Below are 19,210 nucleotides of genomic sequence, written 5' to 3'. Positions count from 1 at the left end.
TGCCGAAAGGGAGGATCCCGCTCCTAAGATGAAATGATGCGCTTTGATCCCTGGGATCCGGATTTCGTGGCTCACCCGTACCGCGTCTACGAGGAGCTGCGCCGCGACGCTCCGGTCAGCTACTTCGAACCGACGAACCAGTGGCTGATCTCCCGGCACGCGGACGTCAACGCGCTGCTCAGAGACCGCCGCCTGGGCCGGTCCTACCTGCACGTGGCCACGCACGAGGAGTTCGGCAGGCCGCCGGAGCCGGAGTTCCAGGAGCCGTTCTGGCGGGTGATCAGGGCGGGCATGCTCGACGTGGAGCCGCCGGTGCACACGAGACTGCGCCGGCTGGTGTCCAAGGCGTTCACGCCGCGCATGGTCGAGTCGCTGCGCCCCCGGGTCCACGCCATCGCGCGGGACCTGGTGGACACGTACGTCGCCAAGGGCGGCGGCGACCTGATCGCCGACGTCGCCGAACCGCTGCCGGTGACCGTGATCGCCGAGATGCTCGGCATCCCCGAGCAGGACCGCCAACTGCTGCGCCCGTGGTCGGCCGACATCTGCGGCATGTATGAGCTCAACCCTGCCCCCGAGGCCCAGCACACGGCGGTGCGCGCGGCGGAGGAGTTCGCCGCCTACCTCAAGGCCCTGGCCGCCGAGCGCCGCCCGCGCCCCGGCGACGACCTGATCAGCGCGCTCACCCAGGTCACCGAGCTGACCGAGGACGAACTGGTCGGCACGTGCGTCCTGCTGCTCAACGCCGGTCACGAGGCCACCGTGAACGTGACCGGCAACGGCTGGTGGGCCCTGTTCAGGAACCCCGCCGAGCTCGTACGGCTGCGCGAGGACCGCTCGCTGCTGCCCACGGCCGTGGAGGAGCTCATGCGCTGGGACACGCCGCTGCAGATGTTCGAGCGGTGGGTGCTGGAGGACATCGAGGTGCACGGCGTGCGGATCCCGCGCGGGGCGGAGGTGGCGTTGTTGTTCGGCTCGGCCAACCGGGACCAGACGGTGTTCGACGACCCGGACAGGCTCGACGTGGGCCGCGCCGACAACCCGCACGTCTCCTTCGGCGCCGGGATCCACTTCTGCCTGGGGGCGCCGCTTGCCAGGATCGAGTTGATGGAGTCGTTCGGTGCCCTCCTGGACCGCGCGGCCACGCTGGAGCTGCGCCGGGAGCCGGAGTGGAAGCCGGGCTACGTCATCCGCGGGCTGCGTTCGCTGGAGCTCACCGCCACTGGCTGAGCCAGCCGAAGCCGCCGAGCCCCGACGGATGGATCAGTTCGCCCTCCTCGGAGGCTCTGGCCAGGGCGCGCAGGTAGCCGCGCGGATCGACGTGGGCCAGGTCGGCGGGCGGCCTGGCGCCGGTGATGCCGAGGGCCCTGAGCGCGTCACGCTGTGTGGACAAGGTTGTGGATATCGCACCGGCTTCGCGCCCGGCCTCCGCGCACGCGTCGAGCGCGACATGTGCCGTGATGTCGCAGGTGCCGTCGGGGACGGGGGTCACGACCGCGCCGTCGCGGTATCCGGTCAGGGTGCCGCACGGCGGGCGGTTATCCACAGGATGTGCATAATCGATGGCGATCGCTCTGCCTCTGGTCAGGCGTGCGAGGACCGAGGCCCAGGCCTCGTCGCGGGGTCGCCCGATCTCCGCCCGCGCGCCCACCCCGCACAACGGCCACCATCGCTCGAGCCATTCGCGGTCGGCGTGGCCGGGCGGGTCGCCGAGCCGCTCCTCGCCGGTGCGTACGTCGACCATGATCAGCCGCGGTCCTTGGGCGGTCTGCTCCACCACGTCGATCGGGACGTTGTCGAGCCATTCGTTGGCGATGGCCAGCCCGGTGATGGCGGCGGGCAGGTCGGGACGCCAGCGGATGCGCCCGGGCAGGCCCTCGGGGCGGGGGCAGAGGTCGACGGCGGTGACCCGCAGCCGGTCGCGCACGCCCGGCTCGGCGGCGCCCAGGACCTGGGTGACGAGCGTCCCTTCGCCCGCGCCGATGTCGACCAGGTCGAGCACGGCGGGGGAGCCGAGCTCGGCGTCCACCTCGGCGAGCAGGGCCAGCACCGCGTCGGCGAACGCGGCCGAGGCGCTGACCGAGGTGCGGAAGTGGCCCGAAGGGCGTTCGCGTAGGTAGAAGCCCGCCTCGCCGTAAAGCGCACGCTGCGTGGCGGCGCGCCAGGTGAGCCACATGTCTGGACTATCTCATGACTTCCGCTGGGCACAGTAGGTCAGATAAAGACTACTCACTGTACTCGGATTGGGGTAGCGTTGACCTATTGTCATCGGGTGGTCACTCCTTGTGTCCCCTGTCGAGCACGCCCCGCGGCCCTCAAGACGGCCGCGCAACCGAGAGGAGCCCTCATGCTGAAGAAGGCCATGGCCGTCGCCGGAGCCGTTGCGATGTTGTCCCTCGCCGCCCCCGCGCACGCCGACATCACCAGCGGCGCCGGTGGCATCGCCTCGGGCAACCAGCTGCACCTGCCCATCGCCATCCCCGTCAACGTCTGTGGCAACGCGGTGGCGGTCATTGGCGGCGCGCTCGCCGGCTGCAAGGGCGGCGCCTTCGCCCACGTGCCCAGTCACCACTGAAAGGCGGAGCCCGGGCCGGCGCAGGCCGGCCCGGGTCCGTCCCGGGCTGGTCAGTCGGCGGTCGGCCGGCCCGGTGCACCTCCAAGAGGTTCACATCTTTCGCGGGCGTCGGGTCCAGAGGACGGACTCGGCGCCTGCTGCCATCGGTGAACCCCTCTCCTCATCTCTTCCGACAGGGGGTGCGTTTTTTGTATGCCCTTGTCGCTTTTGTCGTTAACTCAACGCGCGGCAAAGGCACGGTCACATGCTCGGCTCCGTCAGGCCGTTACCCTGGTCGCCAGCGCCATCACGAAAGATAGAGCCCGCATCAGCGAGCTGCCGCCCTGGTGCCGTCACTTGTCGAGACCCCGTGAGCGGCAGTGCGCCCAGCGGGTTTCTCGTTCGCAGTCGACAGGGGTGACGTCATGGACGCGGGTGATCGCCCGGCACGGCTGACCGTAGGCGTGCTCGGTGCGGGCAAGGTGGGCTCGGCCCTCGGGGCCGCGCTGGCGCAGGCGGGCCACCGGGTGGTGGCCGCCAGCGGTGTGTCCGACAATTCGCAGCGGTGGGCCGCCGACCGGCTCGGTGTCACGCTGTCCCGGCCCGACCAGGTCGTGGCGGCGGCGCAGCTGATCCTGCTCACCGTTCCCGACGACGCGCTGCCCGACCTGGTTCACGGGCTGGCGTCCACGAAGGCCGACCTGCACGGCAAGCTGCTCGTGCACACCAGCGGGGCGTACGGGCTGTCCGTGCTCGACCCGGCGGCCGGGGCCGGCGCGCTGCCGCTCGCGCTGCACCCGGTGATGACCTTCACCGGTCGCGACGACGATCTCAACAAGCTCACCGGCATCTCCTACGGCGTGACCGCGCCCGACGTGCTGCGTCCCATCGCCGAGGCCCTGGTGATCGAGATGGGCGGCGAGCCGGTCTGGATCGCCGACGCCGACCGCCCGCTCTACCACGCGGCGCTCGCGGGAGCGGCCAACCACATGGTCACGCTCATCGCCGAGTCGTCTGACCTGCTCGGGCGCATCGGCGTCGACCACCCGGGCCGGATGCTGGGGCCGCTGCTCGGCGCCGCGCTCGACAACGTGCTGCGGCTCGGGATCGGTGGGCTCACCGGCCCGGTGGTGCGGGGCGACGCCGACACCGTACGCAAGCACGTCGACGCGCTCATCCTGGCCGCTCCGGAGGCGGCCGACGCCTACATCGCGCTGGCCAGGCTCACGGCGGACCGGGCGCTCGCGGCGGGGCTGCTCAAGCCCGAGGAGGCGGAGAGGCTGCTCGACGCGCTGGGGGGCAACATATGGACTTGAAGGATGAGAGAGGGCCGGCATGGAGCTGATCGTCGCAAGGAACAGGGAAGATCTGGTCAAGGCCCGGGGTGGTGGCGAGGTGGCCCTCGTGCCGACCATGGGTGCGCTGCACGAGGGGCACCAGGCGCTGATCAGGCAGGCCCGCGCTCGGGCCGATCACGTTGTGGTCAGCATCTTCGTCAATCCTCTGCAATTTTCCCCTAATGACGATTTTTCGCGATATCCCCGTACATTCGAGGCGGATCTCGACGTGTGCCGTGCCGAGGGCGTCGACGTTGTGTTCCACCCGGCCGTCGAGGACATGTACGCGCCCGACCGCCAGGTGGGCGTCACCGCGGGCCGGATGGGCTCCGTCGTCGAAGGGGCAGCCCGGCCCGGTCACTTCGACGGGGTGCTCACCGTGGTGCTCAAGCTGTTCAACGTGGTCCAGCCGGGGCTGGCGGTGTTCGGGCAGAAGGACGCCCAGCAGCTCGCCCTCATCCGCCGTATGGTCGCCGACCTCGACCTGCCGATCGAGATCCTCGACGTGCCCACCGTCCGCGAGCCCGACGGCCTGGCCCTGTCCAGCCGCAACCGGTTCCTGTCCGATGACGACCGGCGGGTGGCGCTGGCGCTCTCGCGGGCGCTCCGGGCGGGTGCGGCCGAGCTCACGCCGTCCAGGATCCGCGCCGCGGCGCGGGAGGTGCTCGACGCGGCGGGGCCGGAGCTCGACGTCGACTACCTGGTCCTCGTCGATCCGGCGACCTTCGCCGAGGTGGACGGGACGTACGACGGCATGGCCGTGCTCGCGGTGGCCGCCAGGGTGGGGACCACGCGCCTGATCGACAACGTCAGCGTGACGTTGAGCCGCGGCTGAGCGGGCACCCCCGGGGAGAGTCCACGCCGGAGGACAGGTTATCGTCATGTTGACGAGATTTGCCTCGCTGAGGAGACCCCCATGAGTGCACCGGCGATCCCCCTCCGGTTGACCGCCCCGGCGCCCGGCTGGACCGTCGAGGCGGACGTGGTCGTCGTGGGCTCCGGCATCGCGGGCCTGACCGCGGCCCTGCGCTTCGCCGAGCTGGAGCCGGAGGCCAGGGTCCTGGTCGTCACCAAGGACGTGTTGTCGGCCGGCTCGACCCGGTGGGCCCAGGGCGGCATCGCCGCCGTGCTCGACCCTCACGACACCCCCGACGAGCACCTGAGCGACACGTTGCTCGCCGGGGTGGGGCTGTGCGACGTGGAGGCGGTGCGCACGCTGGTGAGCGAGGGGCCGGACGCGCTGCGGCGCCTCATGGCCAGGGGCGCGCGTTTCGACCGCGCCCCCGACGGCGAACTCCAGCTCACCAGGGAAGGCGGCCACCGCAGGCGCCGGATCGTGCACGCGGGCGGCGACGCCACCGGCGCGGAGGTGCAGCGGGCGCTCGTCGAGGCGGTCCGCGCAGGGTCGATCGAGGTGATCGAGCACGCCCTGGTGCTCGACCTGCTCAAGGACGCCGAAGGCCGGGCCGGGGGCGTGACGCTGCACGTCATGGGCGAGGGCGCGCGCGACGGCGTGGGCGCGGTGCGCGCCAGGGCCGTGGTGCTGGCCACCGGCGGCATGGGCCAGGTCTACGCCGCCACGACCAACCCCTCCGTCTCCACCGGCGATGGGGTGGCGCTGGCGCTGCGGGCCGGGGCGGTGGTGCGCGACCTCGAGTTCGTGCAGTTCCACCCGACCGTCCTGTGGCTCGGCCCCCAATCGACCGGGCAACAGCCGCTGATCTCCGAGGCCGTCAGGGGTGAGGGCGCGTTCCTCGTCGACCACGACGGGGAACGGTTCATGCCGGGCGAGCACGAACTGGCCGACCTGGCTCCGCGCGACGTCGTGGCCAAGGCCATCATGCGCAGGATGCGGGAGACCGGGCGCGAGCACGTGTACCTCGACGGGCGGCACTTCGGCCGCGACACCTGGCGGACCCGCTTCCCCACGATCTACGCCGTCTGCCGCGAGCACGGCATCGACCCGGCCGCCGAACCGGTCCCCGTCGCCCCCGCCGCCCACTACGCCAGCGGCGGCGTCCGTACGGACCTGCGCGGGCGGACCTCCATCGAGGGTCTGTACGCGTGCGGCGAGGTGGCCTGCACCGGCGTGCACGGCGCGAACCGGCTGGCCTCCAACTCCCTGCTCGAAGGTCTCGTCTTCGCCGAGCGCATCGCCGAGGACATCCATCGTGTACGTCCCGAGCCGGGCGACCCGGTGGCGGGACAGGCGGCGCCCGGCCTGGTGGACCCGCGGACCAGGCCCAGGATCCAGGGCCACATGAGCATGGGGGCGAGCGTCCTGCGCAGCCGCGAGTCGCTGCTGGTCACGGCGAAGGCGCTGCGGGACGCCCGCTGGACGCCCGTCGCGGTGCCCGCGTGCACCGAGTCCTGGGAGGCCACCAACCTGCTGACCGTCGCCACGGTGCTCACCGGCGCGGCGACGGCCAGGCTCGAGACCCGCGGCTCGCACTGGCGGGAGGACCACGACAGCCGCGACGACGACGAATGGCTGGGTCACCTTGACGTGACCCTGACGGAGGAGGGGCCGCGCATGACGTACACACCACATGGGAAGGCCGGCTCGCGGCGGCTCGCCGACCGGGAGGCCGCGGCGGGCGAGCTGTCCGCGGCAGGGCTCGACCCGGCGGAGGTGGACGCGCTGATCGACCGGGCGCTGGAGGAGGACCTGGGGGAGGAGGGCGACGTGACGAGCCTGGCCACCATCCCGGCCGACCGTCGCGCGGTCGCCGACGTGGTGGCCCGCAAGTACGGCATCGTCGCGGGGCTGGCCGTGGCCGAGGCGGTGTTCGTCCGGTTGGGGGCGGTCCGGGCGGAGCGCGCGGTCAAGGACGGCGAGCGGGTGCGGGCGGGCGACGTGCTGATGACCGTCGAGGGGCCGGTCAGGGCGCTGCTGACGGCCGAGCGTACCGCGCTCAACCTGCTCACCCACCTGTCCGGGGTGGCGACGCTGACCGGCAGGTGGGTCGAGGCGGTCAGCGGCACTTCGGCACGCGTGCGCGACAGCCGCAAGACGCTGCCGGGGCTGCGGGCGCTGGAGAAGTACGCCGTGCGCTGCGGCGGCGGCGTGAACCACCGGATGTCGTTGTCGGACGCGGCCCTGATCAAGGACAACCACGTGGTGGCGGCGGGAGGCGTGGCCGAGGCGTTCAGGGCGGTGCGGGAGCGTTTTCCCGACCTGCCGGTCGAGGTGGAGGTCGACCGGCTGGACCAGTTGGAGGCCGTGCTCGACGAGGGGGCCGAGGAGATCCTGCTGGACAACTTCACGGTCGAGGACACCGCGCGTGCCGTACATATCGTGAAAAAGCGGGTGGGTAACAGGGTTGCCCTTGAAGCGAGCGGGGGATTGACCTTGGAATCGGCTCGTGATGTGGCCGACACTGGCGTGGACTACCTTGCGGTGGGAGCGCTTACGCACTCGGCGCCGGCCCTTGACATCGCACTGGATCTGCGGGGGTAATTGATGCTGCTCACGATCGACGTCGGCAACACGCATACGGTGCTGGGGCTTTTCGAGGGCGAGGACGTCATCGAGCACTGGCGGCTGGCCACCGACGCCCGCCGCACCGCCGACGAGATCGCGGTCGTGCTGCAGGGTCTGCTGACGCAGTCGCCGCTGCTCAAAGGGGCCGACATCGACGGCATCGCCATCTGCTCCACCGTGCCGAGCGTGCTCAACGAGATGCGCGAGATGTGCCGCCGCTACTACGGTGACGTGAATGCGGTGATCGTGGAGCCGGGCATCCGCACCGGCGTCCCCGTACGCATGGACAACCCCAAGGAGGTCGGCAGCGACCGCATCGTCAACGCGCTCGCGGCCATCGACCAGTACGGCGGCCCGTGCGTCATCGTCGACTTCGGCACCGCCACCTCGTTCGACGCGGTGTCGGCCAAGGGCGAATACGTCGGCGCGGTCACCGCGCCCGGCATCGAGATCTCCGTCGACGCCCTGGCCGCCGCCGGAGCGCAACTGCACAAGGTCGAGCTCGTACGCCCCCGCTCGGTGATCGCGAAGAACACGGTGGAGGCCCTGCAGGCGGGCATCATCTACGGCTTCGCCGGCCAGGTCGACGGCATCGTCGAGCGCATCGCCGCCGAGTTGGCCGACGACCCCGACGAGGTGACGGTCGTGGCCACCGGCGGGCACGCGGGGCTGGTCGTGGGCGAGTCACGCTCGATCGACGTGCACGAGCCGTGGCTGACCCTCATCGGGCTGCGGCTGATCTACCACCGTAACGCGGCCTGAGACCCGCGCGAGTCCCTGTGGTTCGCCGGATCCCCTACCCTTTGTTGGTGTGAGCGACGAACTTCCCGAGCAGATGCGCATCCGGAGGGAGAAGCTCGACCGCCTTCGCAGCGAGGGCGTCGACCCTTACCCGGTGAATTTCCCACGCACGGCCACCAACGCCGAGGTCAGGGAGAAATACCAGGGCCTGGAGCCCGACACCGCCACCGGTGACACGGTCTCGGTCGCGGGGCGCGTCATGCTCAACCGCGTGGGCGGCAAGCTCTGCTTCGCCACCCTCCGCGACGGCGGCGCCGACCTGCAGGTCATGATCTCGCTCGACAAGGTCGGCGAGGAGTCGTTGGCCCGCTGGAAGCGCGACGTCGACCTGGGCGACCACGTGGGCGTGACCGGCGAGGTCATCACCTCGCGCAGGGGCGAGCTGTCCGTTCTCGCCGACAGCTGGCAAATCACCAGCAAGTGCCTGCGGCCGCTGCCGGAGAAGCACGTCGGTCTCACCGACCCGGAGGCGCGGGTCCGCCAGCGCTACGTCGACCTGATCGTCAACGACGAGTCCAGGAAGATGGCCAGGGTCCGCAGCGCCACCGTGCGCGCGGTGCGCGACTTCTGGCACGAGGAGGGCTACCTCGAAGTCGAGACGCCGATGTTGCAGCCGATCCACGGCGGCGCCACGGCCCGGCCGTTCAAGACGCACATCAACGCCTACGACATGGAGCTCTATCTCCGCATCGCGATCGAGCTCTATCTCAAGCGGCTCGTGGTGGGCGGCATCGAGAAGGTTTTCGAGATCAACCGCAACTTCCGCAATGAAGGCGCCGACTCGACGCACAACCCCGAGTTCACCATGATCGAGGCCTACGGCACCTACCTCGACTACCACGACATGGCCGACCTCACCCAGCGGATGTACCAGAAGGCCGTGGTGGCCGCCCTGGACGGCACGGTGGTCGTGCACGACGGCGTCGAGGTCGACCTGGGCATCCCCGAGTGGCCGCGCATCACCCTCTACGGCGCGGTGTCGGAGGCCGTCGGCGAGGAGATCACGACCTCGACGTCGCTGGAAGAGCTGCGCAAGATCGCCGACCGGCGCGAGATCCCGTGGGACCCGAAGTGGGGTCCGGGCAAGCTCGTGCAGGAGCTGTTCGAGGCGCTCGTGGAGCACACGCTCATCCAGCCCACGTTCGTCATGGACTATCCGCTGGAGACCTCGCCGCTTGCCCGGCAGCACCGCGACGACCCGCTCGTGACCGAGAAGTGGGACCTCATCGGGTTCGGCACCGAGCTCGGCACCGCCTACTCCGAGCTCAACGACCCCATCGAGCAGCGCCGCCGCCTGGTCGAGCAGTCCCTGCTGGCCGCGGGCGGCGACCCGGAGGCCATGCAGCTCGACGAGGACTTTCTGCAGGCGCTCGAATACGCGATGCCGCCGACGGGCGGCATGGGCGCCGGCATCGACCGCATGATCATGGCCTTCACCGGCAGGAACATCCGGGAGACCATTCTGTTCCCCCTGGTGAAGCCGACGCACTGACCCCCGCAGGATCGAGCGCCCGGAGGCATGGTCTTCCGGGCGCTCACGTTCGTGCCGTGCGGCACGTCGCGGGCCGTCGCCCCCGATCCGCACGGGCTTGTCAGCTCCGGGTCAAGGCCGTGGCCGGGCGTACGGCGTGCTCCAGGAGCTTGTCCGCGGCTCCACGGCCACGAGGGCGGCGGCCTCCGGCCGGGTCCGGAAATAACGGGCCGGCGCGTGCCGCAGCCCGTGGTGGAGAGCGGCTGCGCGTCGTATGGATCATGCAGAAACCCGCCGGCGGAGGGATCAAAAACCGGGCCGGTCGGCACCGGATCGAGCGTGACGCAAACGGCGGGCGCATGGTGCGTGGCGCGGCGGAACGTGCCGGCCCACGCGACCCGGCCATGTACCGCGAATCATGTCAACTGCGCTGGTCAAGGGCGGCGATTGTGGTGCTTGACGACCTTTCCATGATGCGTTTACCGTCTGCGAGGAGCGGCTGTGGCCTGGCTAAGAGGGGTCCAGGCCTGCTGCTGGGGGGAGGGCTCCCGATGGAAGTGCTCACTGAAGGCGTTGAGCTGAGCCATGCGGATCTGGCGTTACTGGCGGAACTCGCCAGAGGAGTCACGGTCGATCGAGTGGGGAGACACCTGGACATCAGCGGCCGCACCGTACGCCGGAGGTTGCGCGGCATCTGCGACCGCATCGGCGTCGCCACCGCGATCGAGGCCGTGGCGTGGGCGGCACGCCGCCAGCTGATCTAGCGGGGCGCGCGCCGCCGGGCCAGGGGCTTTCAGTCGGCGATGCGCACCGCACCCGCGAACGGCCGCCGTTCGATCGACGCGATCCGCACCACATCACCCGTCCGAGGGGCGTGCACCATCATGCCGCCGCCGAGATAGATGCCCACGTGATGCAGGTCGCTGTAGAAGAACACCAGATCACCAGGGCGCATCTCGTCGCGTGAGATGTGCCGGCCGGCCGTCCACTGGTTGCCGGTGTAGTGCGGCAGCGAGATGCCCACCCGCTGATAGGCCGCCATCACCAGGCCGGAGCAGTCATAGGAGCCGGGACCCTCGGCGCCCCAGACGTACGGCTTGAGCTGCTGTGTGAGCGCCCACCGTGCCGCCTGCGCGGCCTTGCCGCTGCCGGCGATCGGCAGGTTGACGCGGGTGGCGCGCGTGCCGGGACGGCCGGCCTCGCCCAGCGCCCGCCTGAACAGGTTGCTCTCGACCTTGGCGACCAGCTTGCTGATCTTGCCGCGCTTGGCGTCGAGGTCCTTGACGATCTTCTCGACCTCGGTGATGCGCGACTTGGCGCCCGCCCTGGCGCGCTCGGCGGCCTTCATGGCCTTGATGAGCTGGTTGAGCTCCTCGCCCTGCCGCTGCTCGATGGCGAACGTGGTCGCGGCGCTGTCGAGGAAGTTGTCGGGGTTCTCGGAGGAGGTGAACGCCAGCGCCCGGCTCAGCCCGCCCGTGATGTAGGCGTTCTGGGCGAGCAGGGCGGCCTTGGCGCGTTTGGCCGACAGGTCCGCCTCACTGGCCGCCAGCGTCTTACGTGCGGCCTCGGCGGCCTTCTTGGCCGTTTTCAGCTTCTCCCGCTGGCCGTTGAACTGCTCGGTGAGCGTCTCGATCTCGGTGTGCATCTTCTCGACCCGCGAGGCGAGGTCCTTGAGCGAGGGCTTGGGGTCGGCGAAGGCAGGGCCGGTGGGAACCAACAGCAGCAGCGCGGCGATTGTGAGACTTGCCACACCGAGGCGGTGGCGCGACCGGGGGGGTTGCGGAGGGCCGGCGTGCCTGCCCGGCGCCTTCCTCCCACGGTCGAGCGTGCGCTTCACCAACCATGCTCCTCTCATAGACGCCTACCGGGTTAGCTGACGGGTTCGGGCCGGAGCAGCCCTACCGAAAAACTCGGATTCACCCCGTGATGGCGGTCGCCACCGGCGGGTCCCCGGCTTCCCTGAAGGGGAATTGAGCGTGTCTCCCCGTGCGCGACACGCGGGGATCATCGTCGCTGGACACTAATGCACTCCGGGTTCCTGCTCAACCAGAACTGCCAACTCTGTAGAGGTTTCGCAACCGAAGTGTCACAAGGGGATCTCGGTGGCAGTCGTGCCGGTGGGGCCGTATGTGGTGCTTCCTCCCAGACGAGGCCCGGGCGCGGCGTCGTGCTCGCTCGGCCACGAGTTGTAACAGGATGGGCGGAGACATGCGAGTTAGGTCCGAGCCGTAATGACATCTGTACTCTGGAGAGCCATGGAGCAGGTGGCCGAACTGACTGTGCCCGAGACCGCGGTGGTGGTCCGGCGTGCTCGCACGCCTGACGTGCGGGGGGTCGGGCGCCTGGTCGACGCCTATGCGGGCGCGGGCCCGCGGCTCCTGAAGAAGGCCACGGTGACGCTGTACGAAGACGTGCAGGAGTTCTGGGTGGCCGAGCGTGGCGGTCAGGTCGTCGGCTGCGGGGCGCTCCACGTGCTCTGGGAGGACCTCGCGGAGGTCCGTACGGTGGCCGTCGATCCCGAATGCCGAGGCATGGGGGTCGGCCACCGGATCGTCTCGGCGCTGATCCAGCAGGCAAAAGATCTTGGTCTGCAGCGTGTATTCTGTCTTACTTTTGAGGTCGACTTCTTCGCGAGGCACGGTTTCCGCCGCATCCAGGGCACACCAGTCTCCCCCGAGGTCTACGCCGAGCTGCTGGCCTCGTATGACGAGGGTGTAGCGGAGTTCCTCGACCTGGAACACGTCAAGCCGAACACCCTGGGCAACACCCGCATGCTGCTCCATCTGACGTCGGGTGACGCGGACCTTGACCACACGGAAAGGTGATTGTTGATACCTATGTCGATACGTTGGGCAGCACAGGCATGTGTCCTGACATGTGCCACGCGCGCACTCGAAGCGAGGTGACACGGTGAGCACCGGACAGCCGCCGTACCCACAGGACGAATCCGGCGAGAACTCTGCGCCTCCCCACTACGGCCAGCAGAACCCGGGCCGCCACCCCAGCGAGCCCGACCCCGACGTCACCGTTGTCGGCTACCGAGCGGACGACGCCTACGGCCAGCAGCCCCCCCACGGTCAGCAGCAGGGCTACGGCCAGCAACCCCAGTACGGTCAGCAGCAGGGCTACGGCCAGCAACCCCAATATGGCCAGCAGCAGGGCTACGGCCAGCAACCTCAATATGGCCAGCAGCCGCAGTCCCAGCCCGACTACGGCCAGCAGCAGGGCTACGGCCAGCAGGCTCCCTCTCAACCGGCCTACGGCCAGCAACCCCAGTACGGCCAGCAGCCGCAGTCCCAGCCCGACTACGGCCAGCAGGGCTACGGCCAGCAGCCGCAGTCGGGCCAGCAGGGTTACGACCAGCAGGGCTACGGTCAGCAACCCCAGTACGGTCAGCAGCCGCAGTCCCAGCCCGGCTACGGCCAGCAGGGCTACGACCAGCAGGGCTACGACCAGCAGCAGTACGGCCAGCAGCAGGGCTACGGCCAGCAGCCGCAGTCGGGCCAGCAGGCTTACGACCAGCAGGGCTACGGCCAGCAGCAGTACGGCCAGCAACCCCAGTCGGGCCAGCAGGGTTATGACCAGAACCAGTACGGTCAGCAGCCGCAGTCGGGCCAGCAGGGTTACGACCCGCAGGGCTACGGCCAGCAACCCCAGTACGGTCAGCAGCCGCAGTCCCAGCCCGGCTACGGCCAGCAGCAGTACGGTCAGCAGGGTTACGGGCAGCAGGGCTACGGCCAGCAGTCCCAGCCCGGTTACGCCCAGCCCGGTTACGCCCAGCCCGGTTACGGCCAGCAGGGTGGCTACGACCAGCAGCAGTACGGCCAGGCCTACGGGCAGCCGCAGCAGGCCGGTTACGGCCAGGCCCCCTACGGCCAGCCGGGCTACGGCCCGGTCGGCGTGCAGCCGCCGGGAGCCCCCGCCCCGCTGGCGGAGTGGTGGCAGCGTCTGGTGGCGCGGATCGTCGACGGTGTCCTGTTCGGCATCGTGATGGTCGTGCTGTCTCTTCTCCTCACGGCGCTCTTCCTGGCGAGCTACGACTCGACCAGCGGCGCCACCTCGGGGCTGTTCGGCTCGTTCGCGCTCAACATCGTGCTGGCGATCCTCCTGACCGCCGTCTACGTCGGTTACGACTTCCTCATGCACAAGATGAAGGGCCAGACGGTCGGCAAGATGATCATGGGGATCAAGGTCGTGCCGGTGGGGCAGATGATGCCTCCTGGCGGCCTGCCGGGCGACGCCGCCATCAAGCGGGCCGGCGTGACCTGGGGTGCCTACATCCTCTACTTCCTGCCGTTCGGCACCCTGCTGGCGGCCGTCGTCTGCGGCCTGAACGGCGCCTCGATGCTCTGGGACAAGCCGCTGCAGCAGACGTTCGCGGACAAGTTCGCGAACTCCGTGGTGGTCAAGATCAAGTAATCGCTCGAACCGCGAAACAGGGGCCGGCTTCCCGTCGGCCTCTGTTTTGTATGTGAGGGTAGGTGCGGAATGTAGGGCTCCTGAGCCGTCGAAGACGCGAGGTGAGGGTTATGGCCGGAACGCCGCCGTGGGCGGACGCGGTGCCCGCGGAATGGTGGGAACGGCTGGCCGCCCGGATCATTGAAGCACTCGTCTTCGGCATCCTTTATTACATTCTGTTCATTGCGCTATGGGCTGTCTTCCGGACTGTCGGCATGATGGACGCGTTCGGCGGCCGGCTGCCCGGAGTGTTCGCGTGGGCGCTCGCGGGGCTGGGTTATACGGGTTACGACTGGTGGGCGCATTGGCGGCACGGGCGTACGTTCGGCCAGGCGATCATGCGGATCCGCCTGTCGCCACCGGGTGTTCGGGCCCGTGCTCTGCTCAAACGTTCCCTGCTCTATCCGGGTCCGGTCATGCTGATGGGCATTCCGGTGGTCAATCTGGTGGCGGGAATGCTGCTGTTCGGGATCGGTATGCTCATCCTGATCGACAAGCCGCTGGAGCGCGGCCCGCATGACAGGCTCGCGGGAACGCACGTGGTTAAAGATCTTCGCTGAGGCATCCGTACCTGCACAGATGTTTTTCGCAAAATTTTGGCATGATCCGGTAAGGAGCCTGGAGAGACTGGCATTAGGCTATGGGGCGTCCGGGTTGCCGGATGTAGGTCTCCCTGCGACACGCAGGGCATGTGTGTGCCGCTATGGTCGGGTGCGGGCGGTTGTCGCCTTGCGCACCATGAGGGGCCCGCAGTGCTCCCCCAAGGGGCGCTCCGCGCGCTTAATGCGCCCCGAAACCCCGTCAGCCGTGGAGGCGAGGACGAATGGAAGCCCTTACAGACGTATTGTCAGCGCTCATCCCCCCGGTGGTGGTGGGCGGCGCCTTCGTCTTTGGCGTCGTGAAGTTGGTCCGGGCGGAGGCCGTCGGCGGCAGGCGAAACCGTGAGGATCAGCCCGAGGGCGAGAACTGATCGGCCAGTCAGCCGAATCCCCGTAGCGCTGAATTGTCTCCACGCCTTTCCGGGTATATGTTTGGGCTGGCGAATGAAACAATGCTCCGCGAAAGGATTGCGTAGATGGCCAAGCAGATCCAGGAGATTCTCATCGATGACCTCGATGGGGGCGAGGCCAATGAGACGGTCAGCTTCGCTATTGACGGCTCCTCCTATGAGATTGACCTCAGCGACCTTAACGCGAAGAAGCTGAGGGACGCGCTCACGCCTTTCGTGCAGCACGCGCGCAGGGCCGGTGCCGTCACCACGCGTCGGCGTGGCCGCGGCGGCAACCGCGCGATGAGCCGCGAGAAGAGCTCGGAGATCCGGCAGTGGGCCAAGGCCCACGGCCTGCCCGTCAGCGAGCGAGGCCGCATCGCCTCCACCGTCGTCGAGAAGTACGAGCAGGCTCACTAGGAGAGCCGGCTGCTCGACCATGCGCTTATGCCGTTCGCCTAGGACCCCGGCGACCGCCATAAGCGCATGATCGTGTCCGGGTCGTTCTGAATGGCGGAGCGGCCCGGATGATGATCGACTCGCCTGTCCATATGCGGGCGTTTTGGCCGCGGATCGGGCGCCCTCTCGGCGCCGTTTCCGCGGCCGGGCGCCCGCATATGCGACGGTGCCGCGCCTGGCGCGTCCGAATGCGCCGCGCGGCCATACCCCATTCAACGTACGCTTCTCGCCGCGAGGCGCCCGGATTGCCCGCGGGGCCGCGTCATTCGCCTACCGTCACGGACAAGCGTCGCACTCATGGAACGCGCCATGACGGAAATCCGGGCGCCTAAAGACCGCCGACGATCTTCACGCGCTGTAGCCCTAACCGCGATCTCGACTCGCGCACGTGCCGGAAACCCCGTATGCCACGCGGGTGTGGGCATCGGCGCAAAACACCGCCGTACACGTTGCGTGGCCGTCGTGCCATAAGCGGCGCCGGGGAGATGTCGCGGCGCGGGGCATAACCCGCGGGCATGGGGGCGCCTCGCACAATCCGGCTTTCACGAGCATGTGCCCACAATGCCGGGCCATCACGAAGTGTGGCGGGCACCTGAATGCGGCCGCCCGGCGACGGCGAGGATGAGCGCGAATGTCATGCCCGGCCGCGGTGCAGTGTCTCATGATGCGAGATGAGATCGGTAACCGAGCTGACCGGTTGGCGTATTACTCTGTGTGCGGTGTGCGGCGTGTGTCCCGTTGTGCTCAGGGCGCAGCACGCGCGGTTGGCCAACCATTGCGTCGGGACATAGGATGATTGCGTAACAGATACGTACGCGGCATCTGGGATACGCGGGTGAAGTGGCGCCCCAGCCGGCTTCGCCCCCGATGTCCGATGGCCGATCGTGGTGATCCGGATACGGTGCGGCAGCACATTTCAGCCGCTTCCGCGAAGCGTCCTAAACATCGTTCGCTTGCGGCGTATCGGGAACACGTCACCCCCGAACGGTAGTTGGATAGAGGGTGAACGCCCTGTTCCCGGGGAACGTGTCTGCTATAGAGCGTGTCAGCGGCAGTGGGCACGGTGCGCCGAGCCAGGGCTAGCATGCGGGATGACGGGACCGGATTTACCGGCCTGACTGACCGCTCTGTGAGGAGCGACGAGATGTTCGAGAGGTTCACCGACCGAGCGAGGCGTGTTGTCGTCTTGGCCCAAGAAGAGGCCAGGATGCTCAACCACAACTACATCGGCACTGAGCACATTCTTCTTGGTCTGATCCACGAAGGTGAGGGCGTAGCCGCCAAGGCTCTGGAGAGCCTCGGCATCAGCCTTGAGGGTGTGCGCCAGCAGGTCGAGGAGATCATCGGCCAGGGCCAGTCGGCTCCGTCGGGGCACATTCCGTTCACCCCGCGGGCCAAGAAGGTCCTCGAGCTGTCGCTCCGTGAGGCTTTGCAACTGGGTCACAACTACATCGGCACCGAGCACATCCTGCTCGGGCTCATCCGTGAGGGTGAGGGTGTGGCAGCCCAGGTGCTGGTCAAGCTTGGAGCTGATCTCAACCGTGTCAGGCAGCAGGTCATCCAGTTGCTCCACGGCTATCAGGGCAAGGAGCCGGCCGCCGCGGGTGGCCCGCAGGAGTCGGCCCCGTCGACGTCCCTGGTGCTCGACCAGTTCGGCCGCAACCTGACCCAGGCGGCCCGCGAGGGCAAGCTGGATCCGGTCATCGGCCGTGAGAAGGAGATCGAGCGGGTCATGCAGGTCCTCTCCAGGAGGACCAAGAACAACCCCGTTCTCATCGGCGAGCCCGGCGTCGGCAAGACCGCCGTCGTCGAAGGATTGTCGCAGAAGATCGTCAGGGGCGAGGTGCCCGAGACGCTGAAGGACAAGCAGCTCTACACGCTTGACCTCGGCGCCCTGGTCGCCGGCTCCCGCTACCGCGGTGACTTCGAAGAGCGCCTGAAGAAGGTGCTCAAGGAGATCCGCACCCGTGGCGACATCATCCTGTTCATCGACGAGCTGCACACGCTCGTTGGTGCGGGCGCCGCCGAGGGCGCGATCGACGCCGCCAGCATCCTCAAGCCGATGCTGGCCCGCGGCGAGCTGCAGACGATCGGCGCGACGACGCTCGACGAATACCGCAAATACCTCGAGAAGGACGCAGCGCTGGAGCGCCGGTTCCAGCCGATCCAGGTGGCCGAGCCCTCGCTCAGCCACACGATCGAGATCCTCAAGGGTCTGCGCGACCGCTACGAGGCGCACCACCGCGTGTCCATCACCGACGACGCGCTGGTGGCCGCCGCGCAGCTGGCCGACCGCTACATCAGCGACCGCTACCTTCCCGACAAGGCGATCGACCTCATCGACGAGGCCGGCTCCAGGATGCGCATCCGCAGGATGACCGCGCCGCCGGACCTGCGCGAATACGACGAGAAGATCGCCAACGTCCGCCGTGACAAGGAGTCCGCGATCGACGCGCAGGACTTCGAGAAGGCGGCCGCGCTGCGCGACCAGGAGAAGCAGCTCCAGCTCAAGCGCGAGCGGCGGGAGAAGGAGTGGAAGGCCGGCGACATGGATGTCGTGGCCGAGGTCACCCAGGAACTCATCGCCGAGGTCCTGGCGACCGCCACCGGCATCCCGGTCTTCAAGCTGACCGAGGAGGAGTCCCAGCGCCTGCTCCGCATGGAGGACGAGCTCCACAAGCGGATCATCGGCCAGGACGACGCCATCAAGGGCCTGTCGCGTTCCATCCGGCGCACCCGCGCCGGGCTGAAGGACCCGCGGCGTCCCGGCGGCTCGTTCATCTTCGCCGGCCCCTCGGGCGTCGGTAAGACCGAGCTGTCCAAGGCCCTGGCGGAGTTCCTCTTCGGCGACGAAGACGCCCTGATCAGCCTGGACATGTCCGAGTTCATGGAGAAGCACACCGTCTCCAGGCTCTTCGGCTCGCCTCCCGGCTACGTCGGCTACGAAGAGGGCGGTCAGCTCACCGAGAAGGTGCGGCGCAAGCCGTTCTCCGTGGTCCTGTTCGACGAGATCGAGAAGGCCCACCCCGACATCTTCAACTCGCTGCTGCAGATCCTGGAGGACGGTCGCCTGACCGACGCCCAGGGCCGCGTGGTCGACTTCAAGAACACGGTCATCATCATGACCACCAACCTCGGCACCCGTGACATCTCCAAGGGCATCGGGGTCGGGTTCGCGAAGTCCAACGACGCCGACTCCAACTACGACCGGATGAAGTCCAAGGTGCAGGAAGAGCTCAAGCAGCACTTCCGGCCCGAGTTCCTCAACCGTGTCGACGACATCGTGGTCTTCCACCAGCTGACACCCAACGAGATCATCAAGATCGTGGATCTGATGCTCAACCAGGTCGACGCCAGGCTGAAGGACCGCGACATGGGGCTCGACGTCTCGCCCGAGGCCAGGCAGCTGCTGGCCGACCGCGGCTACGACCCGGTCATGGGCGCCCGTCCGCTGCGGCGTACGATCCAGCGCGAGCTGGAGGACTCCCTGTCCGAGAAGATCCTTTACGGCGAGCTCCGTCCGGGGCAGGTCGTCAAGGTGACCACCGAAGGCGAGGGCGACGACGCCAAGTTCGTCTTCAAGGGGGAGTCCGCCTCGACGGTGCCCGACTCGGCCGCCGCGATCGCAGCGCCGATCCAGCGCTGACATCCCGGTCTC

15 protein-coding genes and 1 riboswitch are annotated in these 19,210 nt (G+C 68.7%); of the genes, 13 read left to right on the top strand and 2 right to left on the bottom strand.

Annotated elements, in window-relative coordinates; all coding sequences use genetic code 11:
* The first annotated feature begins 33 nt into the window (after positions 1-33).
* Positions 34-1,230 (top strand): cytochrome P450, encoded by a 1,197-nt coding sequence (locus E1267_RS09950; protein ID WP_246063676.1) that lies wholly within the window; start codon positions 34-36, stop codon positions 1,228-1,230.
* On the opposite strand, the gene E1267_RS09945 is transcribed toward E1267_RS09950, so the two are convergent.
* Positions 1,214-2,176 carry an SAM-dependent methyltransferase gene (locus tag E1267_RS09945; protein WP_132332047.1) on the bottom strand — a complete coding sequence of 321 codons (963 nt, stop codon included), beginning with the start codon at positions 2,174-2,176 and terminating at the stop codon, positions 1,214-1,216. The genes E1267_RS09950 and E1267_RS09945 overlap by 17 nt on opposite strands.
* A gap of 171 nt (positions 2,177-2,347) precedes the next feature.
* Here E1267_RS09945 and E1267_RS09940 point away from each other — a divergent pair, with 171 nt between their 5' ends.
* From E1267_RS09940 to E1267_RS09910, 7 genes are all read left to right on the top strand, one after another.
* Positions 2,348-2,575 carry a chaplin gene (locus tag E1267_RS09940; protein ID WP_132332045.1) on the top strand — a complete coding sequence of 76 codons (228 nt, stop codon included), beginning with the start codon at positions 2,348-2,350 and terminating at the stop codon, positions 2,573-2,575.
* 404 nt (positions 2,576-2,979) lie between these two features.
* On the top strand, positions 2,980-3,870 hold the full coding sequence (locus E1267_RS09935) for a Rossmann-like and DUF2520 domain-containing protein (RefSeq protein ID WP_132332043.1): 891 nt from the start codon (positions 2,980-2,982) through the stop codon (positions 3,868-3,870).
* A 19-nt stretch (positions 3,871-3,889) separates the two neighbouring features.
* Entirely contained in the window at positions 3,890-4,726 is an 837-nt protein-coding gene (panC, locus tag E1267_RS09930; RefSeq protein WP_132332041.1) for a pantoate--beta-alanine ligase, read from the top strand.
* Between the two features lie 81 nt (positions 4,727-4,807).
* The gene (locus E1267_RS09925; RefSeq protein WP_132332039.1) at positions 4,808-7,351 is read left to right on the top strand and encodes an L-aspartate oxidase; all 2,544 of its coding nucleotides are present in this window, start codon (positions 4,808-4,810) and stop codon (positions 7,349-7,351) included.
* Between the two features lie 3 nt (positions 7,352-7,354).
* Positions 7,355-8,137, top strand: coding sequence for a type III pantothenate kinase (locus E1267_RS09920; protein WP_132332037.1), 783 nt, complete (start codon positions 7,355-7,357; stop codon positions 8,135-8,137).
* A 49-nt stretch (positions 8,138-8,186) separates the two neighbouring features.
* Entirely contained in the window at positions 8,187-9,668 is a 1,482-nt protein-coding gene (gene lysX / locus E1267_RS09915) for a bifunctional lysylphosphatidylglycerol synthetase/lysine--tRNA ligase LysX (RefSeq protein ID WP_132332035.1), read from the top strand.
* Between the two features lie 530 nt (positions 9,669-10,198).
* Complete coding sequence (locus E1267_RS09910) at positions 10,199-10,411, top strand: helix-turn-helix domain-containing protein (protein WP_132332033.1); 213 nt, start codon at positions 10,199-10,201, stop codon at positions 10,409-10,411.
* 29 nt (positions 10,412-10,440) lie between these two features.
* Here the strand turns inward: E1267_RS09910 and E1267_RS47165 are convergent, their stop codons facing one another.
* Positions 10,441-11,397: a C40 family peptidase gene (locus E1267_RS47165; protein WP_281283610.1), complete on the bottom strand. Its 957-nt coding sequence runs from the start codon at positions 11,395-11,397 to the stop codon at positions 10,441-10,443.
* A 93-nt stretch (positions 11,398-11,490) separates the two neighbouring features.
* A riboswitch (cyclic di-AMP (ydaO/yuaA leader) is annotated at positions 11,491-11,634 on the bottom strand.
* A gap of 268 nt (positions 11,635-11,902) precedes the next feature.
* Here E1267_RS47165 and E1267_RS09900 point away from each other — a divergent pair.
* The 5 genes from E1267_RS09900 (at position 11,903) to E1267_RS09880 (ending at position 19,198) form a co-directional block, all read left to right on the top strand.
* The gene (locus E1267_RS09900) at positions 11,903-12,472 is read left to right on the top strand and encodes an amino-acid N-acetyltransferase (RefSeq protein ID WP_181957773.1); all 570 of its coding nucleotides are present in this window, start codon (positions 11,903-11,905) and stop codon (positions 12,470-12,472) included.
* An 85-nt stretch (positions 12,473-12,557) separates the two neighbouring features.
* Positions 12,558-14,066, top strand: coding sequence for an RDD family protein (locus tag E1267_RS09895; protein ID WP_165959536.1), 1,509 nt, complete (start codon positions 12,558-12,560; stop codon positions 14,064-14,066).
* Between the two features lie 110 nt (positions 14,067-14,176).
* Positions 14,177-14,665, top strand: coding sequence for an RDD family protein (locus E1267_RS09890; protein WP_132332027.1), 489 nt, complete (start codon positions 14,177-14,179; stop codon positions 14,663-14,665).
* A gap of 515 nt (positions 14,666-15,180) precedes the next feature.
* The gene (locus tag E1267_RS09885) at positions 15,181-15,513 is read left to right on the top strand and encodes a histone-like nucleoid-structuring protein Lsr2 (protein WP_132332025.1); all 333 of its coding nucleotides are present in this window, start codon (positions 15,181-15,183) and stop codon (positions 15,511-15,513) included.
* A gap of 1,183 nt (positions 15,514-16,696) precedes the next feature.
* Positions 16,697-19,198 (top strand): ATP-dependent Clp protease ATP-binding subunit, encoded by a 2,502-nt coding sequence (locus E1267_RS09880; RefSeq protein WP_132332023.1) that lies wholly within the window; start codon positions 16,697-16,699, stop codon positions 19,196-19,198.
* The last annotated feature ends 12 nt before the right edge of the window (positions 19,199-19,210 follow it).

The sequence above is a fragment of the Nonomuraea longispora genome (assembly GCF_004348345.1).
In the GTDB taxonomy this organism is placed as follows: domain Bacteria; phylum Actinomycetota; class Actinomycetes; order Streptosporangiales; family Streptosporangiaceae; genus Nonomuraea; species Nonomuraea longispora.
Note: the sequence above shows the minus strand (reverse complement) of the source record. Positions and strands in the feature narration are given on the sequence as shown.